Genomic DNA, 17,124 nt, shown 5'->3' on the forward strand with positions numbered 1-17,124 from the left:
TCCGGGGCCCGGAAAGGCGGCCGTGAACTTTCCCTGCACCTGCTTCTGCCAACCTGTGCCTGGCACCGGCCGGCTGGGGATCGAAATGTATGACCCGTTCTGTCTGGTCCGCCAGCACCGCGTGGCCGGTTCCACCAACCGGGAGCCCACTTACGGCCAGGGCCAGGGCCGGCGCTGACCTGCGGTGCGGCTGCGGCCGGACGGAACCTGAGAAAAACCTTGGAACGCCTTCCAGCGAGTTCCGGTATTATTCCTTGGACTATGGATGACCCTCCTTCACATAAACCCATGCCCCTCCCCGTCTTAACCGAATTGCAGACCGTGTTTACTCCGGCTGCACCGGCTTTTATGAGAGAGGGGCAGCCCCATGTATGAATGGCTCATGGTCGGCGTAGGATTGCTCCTCACCGTCGGCACCGGACTGTTTGTCGCCTCCGAGTTTTCACTCGTCAACCTGGACCGCGCGGAGCTGGAAGCCCGCTGCGACAAGGGTGAAAAACGGCTTAATCCCACCATCAACGCACTGAAGATCACCTCTACCCATCTGTCCAGTGCCCAGCTCGGCATTACGCTGACCACCCTCCTCACCGGCTACACCTTCGAACCGGCAATCAGTTCCATGCTGCGCTCCCCGCTCACCGCGCTGGGCGTCCCGGAAAGCGTAGTGCCCGGCGTCGGGGCCGTGATCGGCATCTTCCTGGCGACCATCTTCTCGATGATCATCGGTGAGCTGGTCCCGAAGAACTTCGCCCTGGCTCTGCCGCTGGCCACTGCCAAGCTGGTGGTTCCCTTCCAGACCGTCTTTACCGCAGTGTTCAAGCCCGTGATCCTGCTGTTCAACAACACGGCAAACGCGATCATCCGGTCCTTCGGCATCGAGCCCAAAGAGGAGCTCTCCGGCGCCCGCAGCGCGGAAGAGCTCAGCTCCCTGGTCCGCCGGTCGGCACTGGAAGGCGTCCTGGACCTGGACCACGCCGTGCTGCTGAACCGCACGCTCCGATTCGCCGAGCACAGCGCGGCGGACGTTATGACACCCCGGGTCCGGATGCGCACGGTGCATGAAACGGACACTGCCGAGCAGGTGGTGGCGGTAGCCACCGCCACCGGCTATTCCCGTTTCCCGGTGATCGGCCGCGATTCCGACGACATCCTCGGCGTGCTGCACGTCAAGCAGGCCTTCGGAGTCCCCCTGTCCGGCCGCGGTTCCGTTACCGCTGCCGAACTGATGGTGGAGCCGCTGCACGTTCCCGAATCCATGGGCGTGGACACCCTCCTGGGGCTGCTGCGCGCGCAGGGCCTGCAGGTGGCCATTGTCTCCGACGAGCACGGCGGCACCGCCGGCATCGTGACCCTGGAAGACCTCGTCGAGGAAATCGTCGGCGAACTTGAAGACGAGCACGACCGAGCCCGGGTGGGCGTGGTCCGCACCGGCCGCTCCATCACCTTTGACGCCGCACTGCGGCCGGACGAGCTGCTGGAACGCACCGGCGTCCAGGTGCCGGACGGCGAGGAGTACGACACGATCGCGGGATTCGTCACCGACCAGCTGGACCGCATTCCGGAACTGGGTGACGAAGTGGAGATCGACGGCGGCACGCTCCGTGTCGAGCGGGTGGTCCGGAACCATATCGAACGCCTCCAGTTCACGCCCTCGGGCTCCCTGGAGGTACCCGTGAGTGCCCATGACCGCATTGTCGACTCGCTGACCAAGGACCTGACCCATGAGTGAATACCTGCCCGGAATCATCTGGCTCGTAGTACTGCTGGTGGTTAACGCGTTCTTCGTCGGCGCCGAATTTGCCGTCATCTCGGCCCGCCGCTCCCAAATCGAGCCCAAGGCCGAAGCCGGAAGCAAGGCCGCCAAAACCACCCTGTGGGCCATGGAGCACGCCACCCTGATGCTGGCCACCAGCCAGCTGGGCATTACCGTCTGCTCCCTGGTGATCCTGAACGTCTCCGAACCGGCCATCCACCACCTGCTGGAAATCCCACTGGGCCTGACCCCGCTGTCTGCTGACGCCATCGGGATCATCGCCTTTGTGGTGGCGCTGCTGCTGGTGACGTTCCTGCACGTGGTGGTCGGTGAAATGGTGCCGAAAAACATTTCCTTCTCGGTGCCCACCCGCGCCGCCCTGCTGCTGGCACCGCCGCTGGTGATGGTTTCCCGCGTTGTCCGTCCGGTCATCTGGACACTGAACGGTATTGCGAACGGCGTGCTGCGCCTGTTCAAGGTGGAACCGAAGGACGAGGCCACCAGCGCCTACACCTTGGACGAAGTGGCCAACATCGTGGAGCAGTCCACGCGTGACGGCGTGCTTTCGGACCGCAGCGGCACCCTGACGGCGGCCTTCGAATTCACCGAGAAGACGGTGGCCGACGTCGAGGTCCCCATTGACCGGATGGTCCTGCTGCCCCGGACCGCTGCACCGGCGGACCTGCAGCAGGCCGTGGATACGCACGGCTACTCGCGGTACATCCTCACCAACGAGGATGGGGACCCGGACGGGTACCTGCACCTTAAGGACGTGATGGACCTGACCACGCCGGACGAGTTCACCGCCTCCGTGCCGGCCAAGCGGATCCGCCGCCTGGCCTCCGCCTACCGGGGCGGCGAGCTGGAGGACGCCCTTGCCACCATGCGCCGCACCGGCGCGCACGTGGCCCGGGTCTTCGACGCCGAGGGCAACACCACCGGCGTGCTGTTCCTGGAGGACATCATCGAGGAACTGGTGGGCGAAGTCCACGACGCCACCACGGTCTAGGCGTACTACGCCTGGCGCCGGCCACGCCGCCGGAACCACGGCCGCCGCTGCTCCGCTTCCGGGGCGGCGGCGGCTTCCTTTTCGGCGGTTTTCCGGGCGGCAGCGGCCTTCCGCTCACGCCAGCGCTGCACTTCCTGCCCGACGTCGCGCGTGCGCGTCACCACCGGCGGACCGCCTTCCAACTGGCGGCGGGCGTTGATGACCCGGGCGTTGAAGTCCTCGACAATCTCGCGGACCTGTTTTTCGCTCCACTTGGTGTCCAGCCGGGCATCCAGTTCCGCATCCTCGGTACGCAGGAGGATTGCGGCGGGACCCAGCCCGGTGACGTTCTCGCGCTGCAGCAGTCCCTTGATCCACCAGTCCGGGTCATGCCCGTCGCCCAGGCCGGGGATGGGTTTCCCGGCATACTTCAGGTTGTCGAAGTCGCCCCGCGCCATGGCGTCGCGGACCAGGTAATCCGCCCGGGCGGCGTCGTCCACCTGCCGGCGCTTGCGCTGCAGTTCCTCTTCGGCCGCGGCCTGCTCTATGTCCTCGCTGTCCAGCCCGCCGCCGGCACCGGCAGCACGCAACTGTGCCGCACGTTCCATCCGGCGCCGGTACTGCTCAACGCCCCTGCCGTCCATGACCCGACACCGCCTTCCGGCTTGAAAATACGTCCCCACCAGTATTCCGGCCGGCGGCTAAGGCAGGCAATACGGCCGCCAATGCCTACCGGCGCAACCGCCGCAGGAGAGCACCCGCAGCGGCGGCCAATCCAGCGCCGGCAAGCAGCCACGGCCCGCCGACCAGGATCGGATCGATCCACTGGTGGTTGACGTCCGCGCGCTTGCGGCCAGCCCGCGAGGAATACCCGTGCCGGGAAAACTCGCTGAGCACGCCGGTTTCGGTGATCGGATTATCCGGATGCAGGGTAGCGAAGGAGGCGAGATGGCTCTCCACGGCATCCACCCGGTCGGCGGCGATCAGCAGCAGCCAGTGCATGGCTTTGGCCTCGCTGTGCCGGGCATAGGCGTAGCGGCGGATCACTCCGGAGAGACCCTTGGGCGGGGCGGAAGTACCGAAGACCGGCGTCAGGAACTTGTGCTCGATCGAGCGCTCCCGCGGATACTTTTCCTCCTGCCGCTCGGGAAACTCCCAGTGTGCGCCGCTCAGCGTGGGGTCGAACTGCAGCTTGGGCACCTGCGGGCGGTCCTTGGGATCCAGGTCCGCGCCCCAGCCCGGGATGCGGGCACGGAGTTCCTCGCTCGTGGGGGTCAGGGTGGGCTTTTGCGGCGTGTAGGCCATGGCGGTCCTTTCCTTAGGAGCCGGGAATGATGATGGGCTTGATGCAGTTATCCAGCTTGGCCGAGAACATGTGGTACCCCTCGGCAATATGCTCCAGCGGTATCCGGTGCGTGATGATTTCGCTGGGTTTGAGGTAGCCGTTGCGGATGTGCTCGAACAGGCGCGGCCACTGCCGTTTCATCGGCGCCTGGTTCATGTTCAGGGTCAGGCCCTTGTTCATGGCGTCACCGAACTTGACCGCGCTGAAGATCGGCCCGTAGGCACCCATCACGGAAATGGTGGCACCCTTGCGTACCGAGTCGATCGCCCAGTTCAGCGCCACCGGTGAACCGCCCTGCAGCTTCAGCTTGGCACTGGTCACGTGCTGCAGGAGGTTCCCGTCCGCTTCGGCGCCCACCGCGTCAATCGCAACGTCGGCGCCCAGATAGTCGGTGATTTTCTTCATGTGGACCACAATGTCGTCGTACTCGGTGAAGTTGTAGGTCTCGGCGTGGGCGAACGACCTCGCCTTCTCGAGCCGGTAATCCAAGTGGTCAATCACGATCACCCGCCCGGCTCCCATCAGCCAGGCGGACTTGGCCGCGTACAGGCCCACCGGCCCGGCTCCGAAGACCACCACGGTGTCGCCCTCGGTGATGTCGCCCAGCTGGGCCCCGAAGTAGCCGGTGGCCAGGGCATCGGTCATCATCAGCGCGTCCTCGTCATCCAGCCAGTCCGGGATGATGGAGGGCCCGACGTCGGCGAACGGCACGCGCACGTACTCGGCCTGGCCGCCGTCGTAGCCGCCGGTGGTGTGCGAGTACCCGTAGAGGGCACCGACGGCGGTGGCGTTGGGGTTGACGTTGTGGCAGTTGGAGTAGAGCCCGCGCGCGCAGTAAAAGCAGGAGCCGCAGTAGATGTTGGCCGGGACCATCACCCGGTCCCCCACCTTGAGGTTCTGCACCGAGGAGCCCACCTCTTCGACCACGCCGATGAACTCGTGCCCGAACGTGTGCCCGACCCGGGTGTCCGGCATCAGCCCGTGATACAGGTGCAGGTCCGACCCGCAGATGGCCGCACGGGTGACCCGGACAATGGCATCGTTGGGATGCTCGATGCGCGGCCGGTCCTTTTCTTGCACCCGGACCTTGTACGGTCCTCGATACACCATTGCTCGCACTGGGGCGCCTCCTTGCCGGAATGATTAACGTCAGGGGTGCACCCCCGGGCACGTTAACCATAAGCAGACTTAGTAGCTTTGCAACCCCGTGTCGGGCCCGCCCACGGGCAGGCTGACGGTAAAGGCCGTGCCGCTGCCCTTTTCGCTGCGGACCAAGAGGCTGCCCCCATGGTCCTCCACGATCCGGCGGCTGATAACCAGGCCCAGCCCGGCTCCGGGAATGGCTGCGGTGAGGGCCCGCCCCGAACGGTAGAACGGCGTGAAGGCCGCTTCCTGCTCCTCCGCGGTCATTCCCATGCCGCTGTCGGCCACCTCAATGATCACCCTCCCCGCCGCAAGTTTGCCGCTGACCTCTACCGTGCCGCCGTCGGGCGAATACTTCACCGCATTCGAGACCAGGTTTTCCAGCACCTGCCGGATCCGCTTCGGGTCGGCCACGGCGGGAAGGACCGGTGGCAGCTCCACTTTGAAATCCACCCCGTTCACCCGTGCCCGCGGTCCGAAGGAATCGACGGCGGCCCGCACTACCGGCGCCAGGTCTGCTTCCTCCGCCTCCAGGGACGCACTGCCGGATGCCACGGACAACAAGTCGGTCACCAGCTGCAGCAGCCGTTCGGCGTTCCTCACCGCTGTACCCAGGGCAGAGCGGACCGGATCCGGCAGCTCCTCACCGCCGTCAAGCGCAATGTCCAAATAGCCCAGGATGGAGGTCAGGGGGGTGCGCAGTTCATGGGAAACGTTGGCGACAAACTCGCTTTGGGCGGCCAGCGCCCGGACCAGCTGGGTGACGTCGCTGAACACCAGGACGGATCCCTTGAAGTCGCCGCCGCCCCGGACGGTCCGGGCCGAGACGCTGACCGCCAGCTGTCCCTGGCCGGTGCCCACCCAGAAAATCTCCTCGGAGAAGGACTCGCCTGCAATGGCGCGGCGGATCGGCCGCCGGCTGTCCGGCAGCGGCGTAGTCCGGTCCGGACCGTACACGGGCCACGCGGAACCGGCCGGGCCGGCCATCTCGCCCGTCCCCGCCCCCGCGCGGCTGCTCTCCATCAGGGCGTTCGCCATGATTTCCCGGCCGTCCCGGTCCACCACCAGCACGCCGACGTCGACCGTGTCCAGCACCGCCTGCAGCAGCGATTCCCGCTCCCGGGCACGCAGTTCGGCTGCGCCGCGGGCCGCTTCGGCGGTCTCGGCCTGCCGGCGGGCCTGGACCAGGTTGCTCTCCTGCAGCGGCCGTCCCGGGTCGGGAAGAATGCTGATCAGGTCCAGGTTTCTCCGCGGGCTGCGGGCACCGGCCAACAGTGCCGGAAGCAGCTGGCCACCGGGGCTCTGGAAGTCGACGGGAAGGGTGGGAACAACCCCACCGCCGGCCTGCAGTGCCGCCGCCCACCGCCGGTATTCATCCACGCTGTCCGCAGCGAGCAGGTCTGAGAATGCGGTTCCGGCCAGGGCACTGCGGGTCCTGCCCGCCCAGGCGGCGAAGGTGTGGTTGGTTTCCTCAATGACCCCCTGCGCGGAGAGCACCGCATAGCCGGACGGGGACTGGTGGAAAAGCGTGGACGCGTCCGGAACTGACCGCCGCCGCGGGCCACGAGGCGGGAAGCAGCGGGAAAGAATGTGCATGTGGACCTTTGGGGGAGGAACAGATAAATAGCCTGATGATTTACTGGCCGGGAAGTACTTTCCCGGTTTCGCAATTCACCGGTAAGTGAACTTATCAGCCGGCTCCTCGGCGGCATGGATGTGACGCGCCTTTCACGGCCTTTTGTTGCTGTTGTTTGCTGCTGTGGCGCCGCGTTTTTACTGCACGGCACAGGCGGACGCCGACGGGCCGGCGGCCCGGATTCGGTGTCTGGCAGACAGGAGATGGTACCCCAAAATCTGTCACGTGGCAGAGGGTAGGACAGTCTTCGGCGAGAGGTTCCCCGGGCAGTGGACACGGCCCTCCGGAGTGGGAAAGACTTCCTTCCCGGGACACGCTGAGAGCAGGCGTCACCGGCAGGGGTGGTCCAGCATGAACCGCGCACCGAAAGGATGGCCATGAGCCAGCCAACCTCACTCCGCATCCCTTCCCGACACTCCCCCCAGCTGCTGTGGTGGAACCTTTCCGTTGACGCCGGCAGCTTCGACCTCGCTGACCGGATCATCGGCGAACTTGTCACTCCCCTTGTCGCCCAGGCCCGGCTGTGGGGGACCCAACGATGGTTTTATACCCGGCGAATGCAGCCGCCCAACGCGCAGGTGCGGTTGCGCGTGCTCGGTCCGCCGGAGACGCTGGACCGGCTCAAGTCCCTGCTCGGCGCCCTGCAGGAGCAATCCGGGGACCCGGTCCGGAGCATGGCCCAGGAACAGGAGTTCAGCGAGCCGGTGCTGGAACGGACGGTTGGCACGGAGGCCCTGCTTCCCTGGGTGGAGGCGGATCTGGCTCGGTACGGCGGAGTGGAAGGGCTCGCCCTGGCGGAAGAGGTGTTTGAGCTGTCCTCCGATCTCTGCCTCTGGGCAACGGCTCGTTTCCCGAAGGCGCAGAACCGATCGGCCCTGGCCTCGCTGCTCCTCTTCGATTCCGCGTACGCCATGATGAGGGGTCCGCGGGCCTCCACCTGGCCGGACCGCCGCAGGGTCTCCTGGGAGTACTACTGGGACAGCCACCTGCACAGCTGCACTGCATCGGACCCGCGGGCGGCAGGCGTGCAGAAAGCCACCGGCGCGCAGGCCCAGGCCCAGCTGATGCCCGTCCACCGCCTGATGATTGCCACCGCCTCCGAGTCCGCCGTCGCCAACTGGCGGCGCCGCTGGTTGCGGGCCATCGACACCTACCTGTACCGGGCGGACAAGGCCGGCGCCAGCCGCAGTGCCCAGCACCTGACCGTCTACCAGGCGCACGGCCTGCTCAACCGGCTCGGGTTCACCCTCCGCCAGGAAGCCCTGATCGGCGTTTATGCGCGGACCTGGAGCCGGGAGAAGGAAGCGGAGCTGGCTGATTCCCTCTGACCGGATGCCCGTAACCGCGGAACCGGCCGCAGCCCGGGCCGGTTCCGCACGGAAGAGGGGCACGCAACGATAGAATCTGCTCATGAATCTTGTCCCGGAGCAGCACTCCGTCGCTGCCGAACTTCAGCAGATTATCCTGCAGACAGAGTCGGTGGAGTTGTTCCTCGAAGCCCTGGCTTCCCACGCCGCCGAGCTCTTCAGCACGGATACGGAGGTGCTGGTGGGGGTGACGCTGTTGCGGAACAAAGAGGGCGCCACCGTTGCCAGCAGCAGCGAGACCGCCCGGGCCCTGGACGAGGTCCAGTACGGCTTTGGGGACGGGCCGTGCCTGCGGGCGTCCCGCACCGGCACAACCATCGTGGTGGAGGATGTCCGGACGGATCCCCGCTGGCCGGAATACGCCGAGGCCATCCAGGATCGCGGAATCTACTCAATCCTGGGCGTTCCCTTGATCCTGGGCAACGACGGCGGCGCGGCACTGAACCTGTACGCCCGCGACCCGGGCTACTTCACTCCCGAAGTGGTTTCCGCGGCGGAGGCCTTCGCCGCGGGTGCGGCCACCACGCTGCAACTGGCCGTCCAGATCAGCCGGCACAAAAGCACCGCCGACCATCTGCGTTCCGCCATGGAAGCCCGCACCGTTATCGATGTGGCGGTGGGCATCATGATGGCCCAGAACAAATGCAGCCAGGAGGAAGCTTTCAGCATCCTTCGCCGGGCCTCCAGCAACCGGAACATCAAATTGCGGGAGCTGGCCACCCGCGTGATCAGCTCGGTCACCTCCGAGACCGTGGAAACCCACTTCGTCGATTAGCCTCGCGGCGAGGGCCTACCCGCCGTTCACCAGGTGCGCCACCGCGGCCCGAGCTCCGTCCCGGTGCAGCGTCTCCAAAGCAGCCAGATAGGGGCCGGTAAACCGGGGGTCGCCGGCGAGGTCGGCGAAGAACTGCGGCTGGGAAACGAAGGCCAGGGGATCCTCCCGGTTTCGGGAAGCAGCCGCCATCACTTCCTCCCGCCGGCGGTCCACCACCTCAATGGGTTCACCCGCTTCATCCGTCCCCTCGGCGTAGCGGGCCCAGGCCGCGATGATCGCCGCGGAACGGGACACTTCGCCGTCGTGCGCCAGGTTCTCCCGCACCACGGGCACCAGCCACTTGGGAATCCGGTCCGAGCTTTCCGCGCACAGCCGGGCAAGGGTGTCGCGGACGTACTCGTTGCCGAACCGTTCCAGCAGCCGCTGCTTGTAGGCGGGCAGGTCCACCCCGGGAACGGGCAGCAGGGTGGGGGTTGCTTCCTGATCCATGTAATCCAGCAGGAACCGTGCCAGCTCCGGATCCCCGACGGCTTCGTGCGCATAGCGGTAGCCGGCCAGGTAGCCCAGATAGGCGAGTCCCTGGTGGCCGCAGTTCAACAGGCGCAGCTTCATCCGTTCAAACGGTTCCACGTCCGCCGTCACACTGACGCCTGCGTCCTCCCAGGGCGGCCGGCCCAGCCCGAAGGTGTCTTCCAACGCCCACTGCACAAAGTCCTCGGAGACTACCGGCCAGCCGTCCTCCACCCCGAACTCCCGGGCCAGCAGCGCCCGGTCCTCATCCGTTGTCACCGGCGTGATCCGGTCCACCATCGAGGAGGGAAAGGACACGTTCGCCAGCACCCACTCCCCCAGCGCCGGATCCTTGAGCCGCGCAAACTCTCCGAAGGCCTTCCTCGCCACCTCGCCGTTGCCGGGAATGTTGTCGCAGGACATCACGGTAAACGCACCCAGCCCCCGGTCCCGGCGGCGGCGCAAGGCCTCCGTCACCAGACCGAAAACCCCCGACGGCACCGCCCCGGAAGCCAGGTCCGCAGCAACCCCGGGCGTAGCGGCGTCGAATTCGCCCGTGGTGTCGCTGATGCTGTAGCCGCCCTCCGTAATGGTCAGGGAGACGATGCGCGTGCCGGGCAGTGCCATCTTTTCGATAACGGCTTCCGGGTCCTCCGGAGCGTAAAGGTACTCGGCAATTGAACCGATCACCCGGGCTTCCCTGCGGCCGTCCGGATACTTCAGCATCAGTGTGTACAAACAGTCCTGGCCGTCCAGCACACTCTTCATGGCTGCGTCCTGGGGCAGCACCCCCACGCCGCAGATCGCCCAATCCAGCGCCTTGCCCTGGTTCATCAGGGTGTCCAGGTACATCGCCTGGTGCGCCCGGTGGAAGCCGCCGACTCCGAAGTGCACAATGCCGGTGCGCAACTGCGACCGGTCGTAGCCGGGACGCGCCACGCCCGGCGGGAGGTCGGGAAGGGACTCTTCGCTGAGTTTGCTCATAACGCCGCCTTAGGCCGGAGGTCCGGCCAATCTAGCAGGTCCCTCCGGTGCTTGGCACGGGTCCGAACGGCGCGTACTGCCCGGACGGAACCAGGGCGGCTGTGCCCCCGTTCGCCCTACTCCACCGTCTGGGCATCGAGTTCGATGAAGGCCCAGTCCGGTTCGGCAAGGATCGGGTCCATGACCGGCCCGCCTGCTTCGGCAATCCGATCCTGTATTTTCGGCGGCAGTCCGTCCTGCCGGATGTTGTGCCTCAGCCAGTCCTTGGCCGACCCGTCCAGGTACGGCCACCAGCGTTCGATGCGGATGGGTTCCACAGCAGCCCCCTTCAGCGTTGCGTAAATCCACGGTGACACCGGCCGGAAAGGGGCGCAAGAGGGTACAGCAAGAGCAGTTGCGGGGGCAGGGCCCTACTTGGCGGTACGGCGCCGCCGCCCGATGACTACTTTCGGACGGTGATGGATTCCATGGCGTCACGGGCCTGTTCGGCCAGGGATTCGGGCAGCGGGGCGCTCTTGGCTGCGTCTGCGGATGCCTGCTGGCCTTCCTCGCTGACCACGTACTCGCCGAAGGTCCGGACGCGTTCCACCACGCCGGCGTCCTCATAGGAGCTGCAGTAGATCTGGTAGGACACCAGTACCAGCGGGTAGGCGCCGGGCGCCGTGGTCTTGCGGTCCAGCTGCAGCGCAATGTCATGCTCGCTGCGTCCCGGGACCCGGGTGGATTGTTCGACGGCGGTGCTGGCAGCCTCGGCGCTGATCGGTACGAATTCCCCGCCTACCTGAAGGTTGGCGGTGCCCATGGACTCGTCGATTACCGAGTCATCGGCATAGGTCACCGCACCTTCGGTACGCGTAACGGTGCTGACGACGCCGGCACTGCCCTGCGCGTTTTCGCCCTGCAGGCCGCCGGGCCAGGTGCCGGAGGGTGCCTCGGGCCAGGCCTCCGGGTCCACCTCGTGGAGGTATTCGGTGAAGTTTTCGGTGGTACCGGAATCATCTGCTCGGCTGACCGGGGTAATCCGGGTTGCCGGCAGGTCCACGCCCGGATTGAGGGCCGCGATGGCCGGGTCGTCCCAGGCCTGGATTTCGCCGCGGAAGATCCGTGCAATGGTGCCGGCGTCCAGGTTCAGGCTCGTGATGCCCGGCAGGTTGAAGGCCACGGCTATCGGGGAGATGTAGGCCGGGATGTCCAGCGCGCCGCCGGGTCCGCAGGCGGCCCGGGCCTCCGCTTCTTCTTCGTCCTGCAGATAGGCATCGGAACCGGCAAAGTTCACGGCCCCGGCAAGCAAGGCACTGCGCCCGGCGCCGGAACCGTCCGGGGAGTACTGCAGCTGGACCTTGGGGTGCAGCGTGCCGAAGCCGGCGATCCACGCGTCCATGGCCGGGCCCTGCGCACTGGATCCGGCGCCGGACAGGACACCGCTGAGGTTCGAGGTGCTGTTTTCGGCGGCTTCCCGCTGCGCATCGCCAAGCGGGTAGTCGGATCCGCAGGCGGTGAGGGCCAGCGTGGCCAGCAACACCGTAGCCATGGAACGGGCGGGAACGATTGGGCGCAAAGGGTGTCCTTCCGAGGGAAGCGGCTGCGGCGTCCAACGCCGATAGGTGCAGGCCGAAATCCGGCCTCTACAAGGCTAGCTGGCTTTTGTCCGCCCCCGCCAACCGATTGTCCCCCTCCCCCTTGAGGGCGGCACGGCCGGCTGTCAGGATTGACCGCACTGCGGGGATACCCGCACGGTGCGGGAGTGCCGCGCGGCTCCACCTGCGCATCGCCGCCTGCACATCGCCGAGGGAGCACCCGTGCTGATAGCCGCAGCCATTCTGACCGTGGTGGCCGCCGCTGTGGCCTTTTACTTCTTTGTGCTTGAATCCCTGCGCTGGACGGAGCCGGAGACGGTGGCCATCTTCCAGCTCAGGGGGTCGGGGACCGCTGCCGCCACCGCGCAGCTGGCCTACAACCTGGGCTTCTACAACCTCTTCCTGGCGGTGGGAGCCGGCTTGGGTGTGGTGCTCCTGGTGGCCGGCAATGCGGTGGCAGGCCTGACCCTGATGACATTTGCCACAGCCTGCATGCTGCTGGCCTCCGTGGTGCTTGTCCTCAGCGACCGGCGGCTCGCGCGTCTGGCCCTTGTCCAGGGCGGGCCGGCGGCGTTTTCCCTGGTGTTCTCCCTGCTCGGAACCTGAGCCGCCCGGCTCTGCGCCTCAGGAGGCATCGGCCGGGGAACAGGCCGCCCCGGTCCAGGAGATGGAACAACGCGTAGGCCCGCCAGGGGCGCCACGGTTCGGACAGGGTGGCGGCAACGCGTCCGCTCTGCACGTCCAATGCACGTTTGAGCACCAGGTCATCCACCGGGCAGGCGTCCCGGTCACCCAGGACGCGGACGGCAAGATAGTCCGCTGTCCACGGTCCGATGCCGGGCAGGGCGAGCAGGCCGGCCCGCACGGTGCCGCTGTCGGCCCCCCGGTGCAGTGGCAGGCCGCCGGCTACGGCGGCCGCGAGCGCGGCCACCGTCCGTGCCCGGGAATGCGTAATCCGGACCGCTGCCTGGATGTCGGAGGCCGGTACCGCGGCGAGGTGTTGCGCCGTCGGGAAGCTGCTCAGACCCGACGGCCCCGGCCGCCCGAACGCGGCACCCAAACGGGCGCCGAAGGTGCGTGCCGCAGCCAGGGAAACCTGCTGGCCCAGGACGGTCTGGACTGCGGTCTCGAAGCCGTTGAGGGATCCGGGCACACGGAGTCCCGGGTGCCGCCGCACCAGCGGTTCCAGCCGCTCGAAGCCGGCCAGGAACGGATCTACCAGCGCAGGGTCAGCATCCAGGTCCAACCAGCTCCGAACCGCAGCAGTGAGCGCCAGGTCCTCAGGCTCCGGCAGCACGGGGGTTTCCAGCACTACCTCCTGCGGACCCAGGCGCACCGTGACGGGCACCGCGCCGGAAGCGGTCTCCAGCAGCCTTTCCACGGCAGCCCCGCCGGGGTGCCGGGTTACCCGTTCGAGGCCGGGCACGGCGTGTGCGGCCAGCGCGTTGGCCAGCGGTTCCCATGCCAGCGGTCCCCGGAACGGCAGCCGGCGCCGCCGCAGGTTGTCCGGTGTTACGGCCACGCCGTCTTCGGCCGGCCTCAACCGCTGAGCCCGGTCATGCGCAGGGTGATGTTGATCCGCCCGGTAGCCAATCCCGACTCCGGATCGGCCGTGCCGGCCAGCGTTCGAGGCACCGCGTGGTAGGCAAACCGGGACGGTCCGCCGAAAACAAACAGGTCACCGGATTCCAACTCCAGGTCCGTGTAGGGGCGGTTGCGGGTTTCGGTATTGCCGAACCGGAAAATGCAGGTGTCACCGATGCTGAGGGACACCACCGGGGCGCTGGACTTCTCATCCTTGTCCTGGTGCATGCCCATGTGCGCACCCTGTGCGTAGTAGTTGATCAGGGCGGTGTCCGGGGTGTAGTTCTCCGGACGGTAGTCTTCCCGCGCATAGCTGCCGTCCGGCTGCCGATAGGCCTCCCGCAGCGCATCACGGCCCAGCTGCACCAACCAGTCCGGCAGCTCCGCCACCCGGCCGCCGCCGGCGTCGTCGGCCGTCCGCGTGTACTTATACGGCTGCCAGTGCCAGCCCAGGCACACTGTCTGCACGGACATGGGATGCCCGCCGGGCAGCACCGCGGCACGCATGGGCACCGGGCCGATGGCCCACTGCCGGCACGCCTGGACAATGGCGCGCTGCCGTTCGGCGGTCAGCCAGCCGGGTACGTGGACGGCGCCGACGGCGGGTTCGGAACGTTCGCGCGGGAAAAGGGAGGAACTCATGCTGCGGCTTCCAGGTCGAGGAGGGTTTTCTTGGCAGCGGGTCCGCCCCGGTAGCCGCCGGTGGTGCCGTCGGAGCGCAGCACCCGGTGGCACGGGATCACCAGCGGCAGCGGGTTGCGGCCGCAGGCGGTGCCCACGGCCCGGACGGCACCGGGGTTGCCGGTCAGCGCGGCGATGCCCGCATAGGTCGCGGTGTGCCCGTAGCCGATGCCCTGCAGGGCCTGCACCACGGTCCGCCGGTACCCGGAGGTCAGCCGCAGATCCAGCGGCAGGTCGAAGCTGCGCCGGGCCCCGGCGAAATACTCCGCCAGCTGGGCCGCGGGAGCCGCCAGCCGTTCCGGGGCTTCCAACAGCCGGGGGCTGATCCGGGTGCTGAGGTCCTGCAGGACGGCATCCACCCCTTCGCATTCGAAGGCTACCCGGACCAGGCCGGCATCGGTGGCAGCCAGGATCAGCTTGCCCACGGGACTGTCGATCACCGTGTACGCCACGTCCAGCAGCCCGGCGGACTGCGCGTCAGCGGCCAGGCGGGAGTGCAGGGCGGCGAGGGCTGCGGTGCTCACGCGCATGCCGGCCGGGTCCGTCGCCCCCGGCAGGAAACCGGCATCACCGGGCAGGACGGACTCCCTTGGGCTAATAGACGCCATTGCGGTCCTCCTTATACAGGGCACGGAGTTTCTTGATGCCGTCTGCGGCTGAGCGGCGGCATGCCGCCTCGCTGCTGCCGAGCACCCGGGCCACCTCGGCGTACGGCAGCCCGGCCAGGTGATGGTAGGCAAGCGCTTCCCGCTGGCGGACCGGGAGGGTCTTCAGGGCCAGCCATAATCCGTCGGTGTCCGCCGGCACGGCCACGGAGCGTTCCGGCAGATCCTCCACCGGCAACGGACTGCGGGCCGCGGAACGGTGCTGGTCAACGGCCTTGCGCTTGGCAATGGTCACCAGCCAGGCCTGCACGTTGGCCCCCGCAGGCAGGTCCGGATAGGCGCGCAGGGCGGCCAGGAACGTTTCCGACCACGCGTCCTCGGCCTGGTCCGGGCCCAGCACGGCGCGGCAGACCCGCAGCACGGCGGCTCCGTGCTCCCGGACAATCTGCTCAAAGGGTTTCACTTCCACATACGGTAGACGGTTTCGGCGGATGGTTTGTGAGCCGGGTACCGGAAAAAGATCCACGGACTGCCGGCGGTGGCTAGACTGCCTCCTACGCCGCAGCGATCAGTCGCCGGGATATGTCGCAAAGATCAAAGGAGATCCTTATGCAGAACCTCGCCGGAATCCTCACCGACACCGCCGCCCGCTCTCCGGAGCGGACGGTCCTGAAACTCGATGACACCGTGGTGTCCTACGCGGCTCTGGATGCCATGAGCGCCAAGGTGGCGGGCCTGTTGTCCGCCCGCGATGTGCAGCCGGGTGAGCGCGTGGGACTGGTGATGCCCAACATCCCGCAAATGGCTGCCGTGTACTTCGGCGTCCTGCGCCACGGCGCCGTCGTGGTGCCCATGAACCCGCTCCTGAAGGCGCGTGAGGTGGCCTACCACCTGCAGGACTCCGGCGCCCGGCTGGTCTTCGCCTGGGAGGGAGTGGCCGGCGAGGTCTCCGCAGGCGCTGAAGAGGCAGGCGGCGTGGAAGTGGTAACCGTGGATGCGACCGAGTTCCCGGCGCTGCTGGCGCAGGCCGAATCCCGGCCGGAGGTCGCGGAGGTGACGGGTGAGGACATTGCGGTGATCCTCTACACCTCCGGCACCACCGGGCGCCCCAAGGGGGCTGCGCTGACACACCGGAACCTGCTCACCAACGCCGACGTGGCCCGGTCCCTGCTGAACACCCTGGAAACCGATGTGATCTTCGGCGGGCTGCCGTTCTTCCACGTCTTCGGGCAGACATCCGCCTTGAACTCGGCGGTGCTCTCGGGTGCGTCGATCAGCCTGCTGCCCCGGTTTGATGCGGGTAAGGCCCTGGAGATCATTGAACGTGACGGTGTCACCATCTTCGAGGGCGTCCCCACCATGTACGTGGGCATGCTGCGCCACCCGGCCGTGAAAAACACCAACGTGTCCTCGCTGCGGGGCGCCATCACCGGCGGATCCGCAATGCCCCTGGAAGTCCTGCGTGAGTTTGAGGACGTGTTCGGCATCCAGCTGCTCGAGGGATACGGGCTCTCCGAAACGTCGCCGATCGTCTCCTTCAATCTGCCCGGTGAAGACCGCCGCGCGGGTTCGATCGGCAAGACGGTGGCCGGGATGGAGGTACGGATGCTGGATCCCGACGGCCTGGACGTTCCGGTGGGCGAGATCGGGGAACTCTCCGTGCGGGGCGACGGGGTCATGAAGGGGTACTGGCGGAACGAGGAAGCGACCGCAGCGGCCATTCCGGACGGCTGGTTCCGCTCCGGGGACCTGGCCCGCTTCGACGAGGAGGGGAACATCTACATTGTCGACCGCAAGAAGGACATGATCCTGCGCGGCGGCTACAACGTGTATCCGCGCGAGGTCGAGGAAGTGCTGTACGAGCACCCCGCCGTGGCCGAGGCGGCCGTGGTCGGCGTCCCGGATCCCCTGCACGGCGAAGAGATTGTGGCGGTCGTCGGCCTGCGGGAGGAGGCGGCGCCGTCCGACGACGCCGCCCGGGAAACCCTCATTGCGGACATTGCCCAGTTCAGCAGGGACCGGCTGGCGGCCTACAAGTACCCGCGCCGGATTGTCCTCACGGACGCCCTGCCCAAGGGCCCCACCGGCAAGATCCTCAAGCGGGAAATCAATGTAGCCGCCCCGCAGCCCCTAACGGACGAGGCAACGCCGGCATAGCCCGAAGGAAGACGGGCAC

The 17,124-nt window shown here is 67.3% G+C and carries 17 protein-coding genes; 6 read left to right on the plus strand and 11 right to left on the minus strand.

The features are described 5' to 3' along the window. The first annotated feature begins 367 nt into the window (after positions 1–367). Positions 368–1,729 carry a hemolysin family protein gene (locus AC5RUF_RS11445; RefSeq protein WP_494130641.1) on the plus strand — a complete coding sequence of 454 codons (1,362 nt, stop codon included), beginning with the start codon at positions 368–370 and terminating at the stop codon, positions 1,727–1,729. Continuing rightward, positions 1,722–2,762 carry a hemolysin family protein gene (locus tag AC5RUF_RS11450; RefSeq protein ID WP_493997926.1) on the plus strand — a complete coding sequence of 347 codons (1,041 nt, stop codon included), beginning with the start codon at positions 1,722–1,724 and terminating at the stop codon, positions 2,760–2,762. The genes AC5RUF_RS11445 and AC5RUF_RS11450 overlap by 8 nt, the downstream gene beginning before the upstream one ends. Positions 2,763–2,767: 5 nt before the next feature. On the opposite strand, the gene AC5RUF_RS11455 is transcribed toward AC5RUF_RS11450, so the two are convergent. The 4 genes from AC5RUF_RS11455 to AC5RUF_RS11470 all read right to left on the minus strand — a co-directional run bounded on the left by AC5RUF_RS11455 (position 2,768) and on the right by AC5RUF_RS11470 (position 6,825). After that, positions 2,768–3,385, minus strand: coding sequence for a DnaJ family domain-containing protein (locus AC5RUF_RS11455; protein WP_494130642.1), 618 nt, complete (start codon positions 3,383–3,385; stop codon positions 2,768–2,770). An 85-nt stretch (positions 3,386–3,470) separates the two neighbouring features. Then, on the minus strand, positions 3,471–4,046 hold the full coding sequence (locus AC5RUF_RS11460; RefSeq protein ID WP_493998013.1) for a hypothetical protein: 576 nt from the start codon (positions 4,044–4,046) through the stop codon (positions 3,471–3,473). Between the two features lie 13 nt (positions 4,047–4,059). Beyond that, positions 4,060–5,205, minus strand: coding sequence for a zinc-dependent alcohol dehydrogenase (locus tag AC5RUF_RS11465; protein ID WP_494130643.1), 1,146 nt, complete (start codon positions 5,203–5,205; stop codon positions 4,060–4,062). A gap of 69 nt (positions 5,206–5,274) precedes the next feature. Beyond that, positions 5,275–6,825, minus strand: a complete 1,551-nt coding sequence (locus tag AC5RUF_RS11470) for an ATP-binding protein (RefSeq protein ID WP_494130644.1) — start codon at positions 6,823–6,825, stop codon at positions 5,275–5,277. Between the two features lie 417 nt (positions 6,826–7,242). Here AC5RUF_RS11470 and AC5RUF_RS11475 point away from each other — a divergent pair, with 417 nt between their 5' ends. Next, entirely contained in the window at positions 7,243–8,193 is a 951-nt protein-coding gene (locus AC5RUF_RS11475) for a lantibiotic dehydratase C-terminal domain-containing protein (RefSeq protein ID WP_493997160.1), read from the plus strand. Between the two features lie 82 nt (positions 8,194–8,275). Continuing rightward, a complete protein-coding gene (locus AC5RUF_RS11480; RefSeq protein ID WP_493997159.1) occupies positions 8,276–9,007 on the plus strand; it encodes an ANTAR domain-containing protein in 732 nt (243 codons plus the stop codon). Positions 9,008–9,022: 15 nt separating this feature from the next. Here AC5RUF_RS11480 and AC5RUF_RS11485 read toward each other — a convergent pair whose 3' ends face one another. The 3 genes from AC5RUF_RS11485 to pstS all read right to left on the minus strand — a co-directional run bounded on the left by AC5RUF_RS11485 (position 9,023) and on the right by pstS (position 12,032). Beyond that, the gene (locus tag AC5RUF_RS11485; RefSeq protein WP_493997158.1) at positions 9,023–10,501 is read right to left on the minus strand and encodes a mannitol dehydrogenase family protein; all 1,479 of its coding nucleotides are present in this window, start codon (positions 10,499–10,501) and stop codon (positions 9,023–9,025) included. Between the two features lie 116 nt (positions 10,502–10,617). Beyond that, complete coding sequence (locus AC5RUF_RS11490; protein WP_493997157.1) at positions 10,618–10,818, minus strand: hypothetical protein; 201 nt, start codon at positions 10,816–10,818, stop codon at positions 10,618–10,620. 125 nt (positions 10,819–10,943) lie between these two features. Then, positions 10,944–12,032, minus strand: coding sequence for a phosphate ABC transporter substrate-binding protein PstS (gene pstS, locus AC5RUF_RS11495; RefSeq protein WP_494130645.1), 1,089 nt, complete (start codon positions 12,030–12,032; stop codon positions 10,944–10,946). A 268-nt stretch (positions 12,033–12,300) separates the two neighbouring features. Here pstS and AC5RUF_RS11500 point away from each other — a divergent pair, with 268 nt between their 5' ends. After that, entirely contained in the window at positions 12,301–12,684 is a 384-nt protein-coding gene (locus tag AC5RUF_RS11500; protein ID WP_493997156.1) for a DUF1304 domain-containing protein, read from the plus strand. Here AC5RUF_RS11500 and AC5RUF_RS11505 read toward each other — a convergent pair. The 4 genes from AC5RUF_RS11505 to AC5RUF_RS11520 form a co-directional block, all read right to left on the minus strand. Continuing rightward, on the minus strand, positions 12,599–13,600 hold the full coding sequence (locus AC5RUF_RS11505; protein ID WP_494130646.1) for a DNA-3-methyladenine glycosylase family protein: 1,002 nt from the start codon (positions 13,598–13,600) through the stop codon (positions 12,599–12,601). The genes AC5RUF_RS11500 and AC5RUF_RS11505 overlap by 86 nt on opposite strands. 17 nt (positions 13,601–13,617) lie before the next feature. Then, the gene (locus AC5RUF_RS11510) at positions 13,618–14,304 is read right to left on the minus strand and encodes an alpha-ketoglutarate-dependent dioxygenase AlkB family protein (RefSeq protein ID WP_493999023.1); all 687 of its coding nucleotides are present in this window, start codon (positions 14,302–14,304) and stop codon (positions 13,618–13,620) included. Continuing rightward, complete coding sequence (locus AC5RUF_RS11515; protein ID WP_494130660.1) at positions 14,301–14,873, minus strand: methylated-DNA--[protein]-cysteine S-methyltransferase; 573 nt, start codon at positions 14,871–14,873, stop codon at positions 14,301–14,303. Before AC5RUF_RS11515 ends, AC5RUF_RS11510 begins: the two co-directional genes overlap by 4 nt. A gap of 64 nt (positions 14,874–14,937) precedes the next feature. Next, positions 14,938–15,411: an RNA polymerase sigma factor gene (locus AC5RUF_RS11520; protein WP_493998430.1), complete on the minus strand. Its 474-nt coding sequence runs from the start codon at positions 15,409–15,411 to the stop codon at positions 14,938–14,940. A gap of 146 nt (positions 15,412–15,557) precedes the next feature. On the opposite strand from AC5RUF_RS11520, the gene AC5RUF_RS11525 reads away from it, so the two are divergent. Beyond that, positions 15,558–17,105, plus strand: a complete 1,548-nt coding sequence (locus AC5RUF_RS11525) for a long-chain-fatty-acid--CoA ligase (protein ID WP_494130647.1) — start codon at positions 15,558–15,560, stop codon at positions 17,103–17,105. Positions 17,106–17,124 lie beyond the last annotated feature (19 nt).

It is taken from the genome of Arthrobacter sp. Y3224198, from assembly GCF_059090025.1.

Bases quoted from the DNA above. Each gene is read 5' to 3' on its own strand.
- AC5RUF_RS11475 (WP_493997160.1), top strand. From the start codon at position 7,243: ATGAGCCAGCCAACCTCACTCCGCATCCCTTCCCGACACTCCCCCCAG.
- AC5RUF_RS11450 (WP_493997926.1), top strand. From the start codon at position 1,722: ATGAGTGAATACCTGCCCGGAATCATCTGGCTCGTAGTACTGCTGGTG.
- AC5RUF_RS11515 (WP_494130660.1), bottom strand. From the start codon at position 14,873: ATGCGCGTGAGCACCGCAGCCCTCGCCGCCCTGCACTCCCGCCTGGCC.
- AC5RUF_RS11480 (WP_493997159.1), top strand. From the start codon at position 8,276: ATGAATCTTGTCCCGGAGCAGCACTCCGTCGCTGCCGAACTTCAGCAG.
- pstS (WP_494130645.1), bottom strand. From the start codon at position 12,032: ATGGCTACGGTGTTGCTGGCCACGCTGGCCCTCACCGCCTGCGGATCC.
- AC5RUF_RS11445 (WP_494130641.1), top strand. From the start codon at position 368: ATGTATGAATGGCTCATGGTCGGCGTAGGATTGCTCCTCACCGTCGGC.
- AC5RUF_RS11525 (WP_494130647.1), top strand. From the start codon at position 15,558: ATGCAGAACCTCGCCGGAATCCTCACCGACACCGCCGCCCGCTCTCCG.
- AC5RUF_RS11485 (WP_493997158.1), bottom strand. From the start codon at position 10,501: ATGAGCAAACTCAGCGAAGAGTCCCTTCCCGACCTCCCGCCGGGCGTG.
- AC5RUF_RS11460 (WP_493998013.1), bottom strand. From the start codon at position 4,046: ATGGCCTACACGCCGCAAAAGCCCACCCTGACCCCCACGAGCGAGGAA.
- AC5RUF_RS11455 (WP_494130642.1), bottom strand. From the start codon at position 3,385: ATGGACGGCAGGGGCGTTGAGCAGTACCGGCGCCGGATGGAACGTGCG.
- AC5RUF_RS11510 (WP_493999023.1), bottom strand. From the start codon at position 14,304: ATGAGTTCCTCCCTTTTCCCGCGCGAACGTTCCGAACCCGCCGTCGGC.
- AC5RUF_RS11470 (WP_494130644.1), bottom strand. From the start codon at position 6,825: ATGCACATTCTTTCCCGCTGCTTCCCGCCTCGTGGCCCGCGGCGGCGG.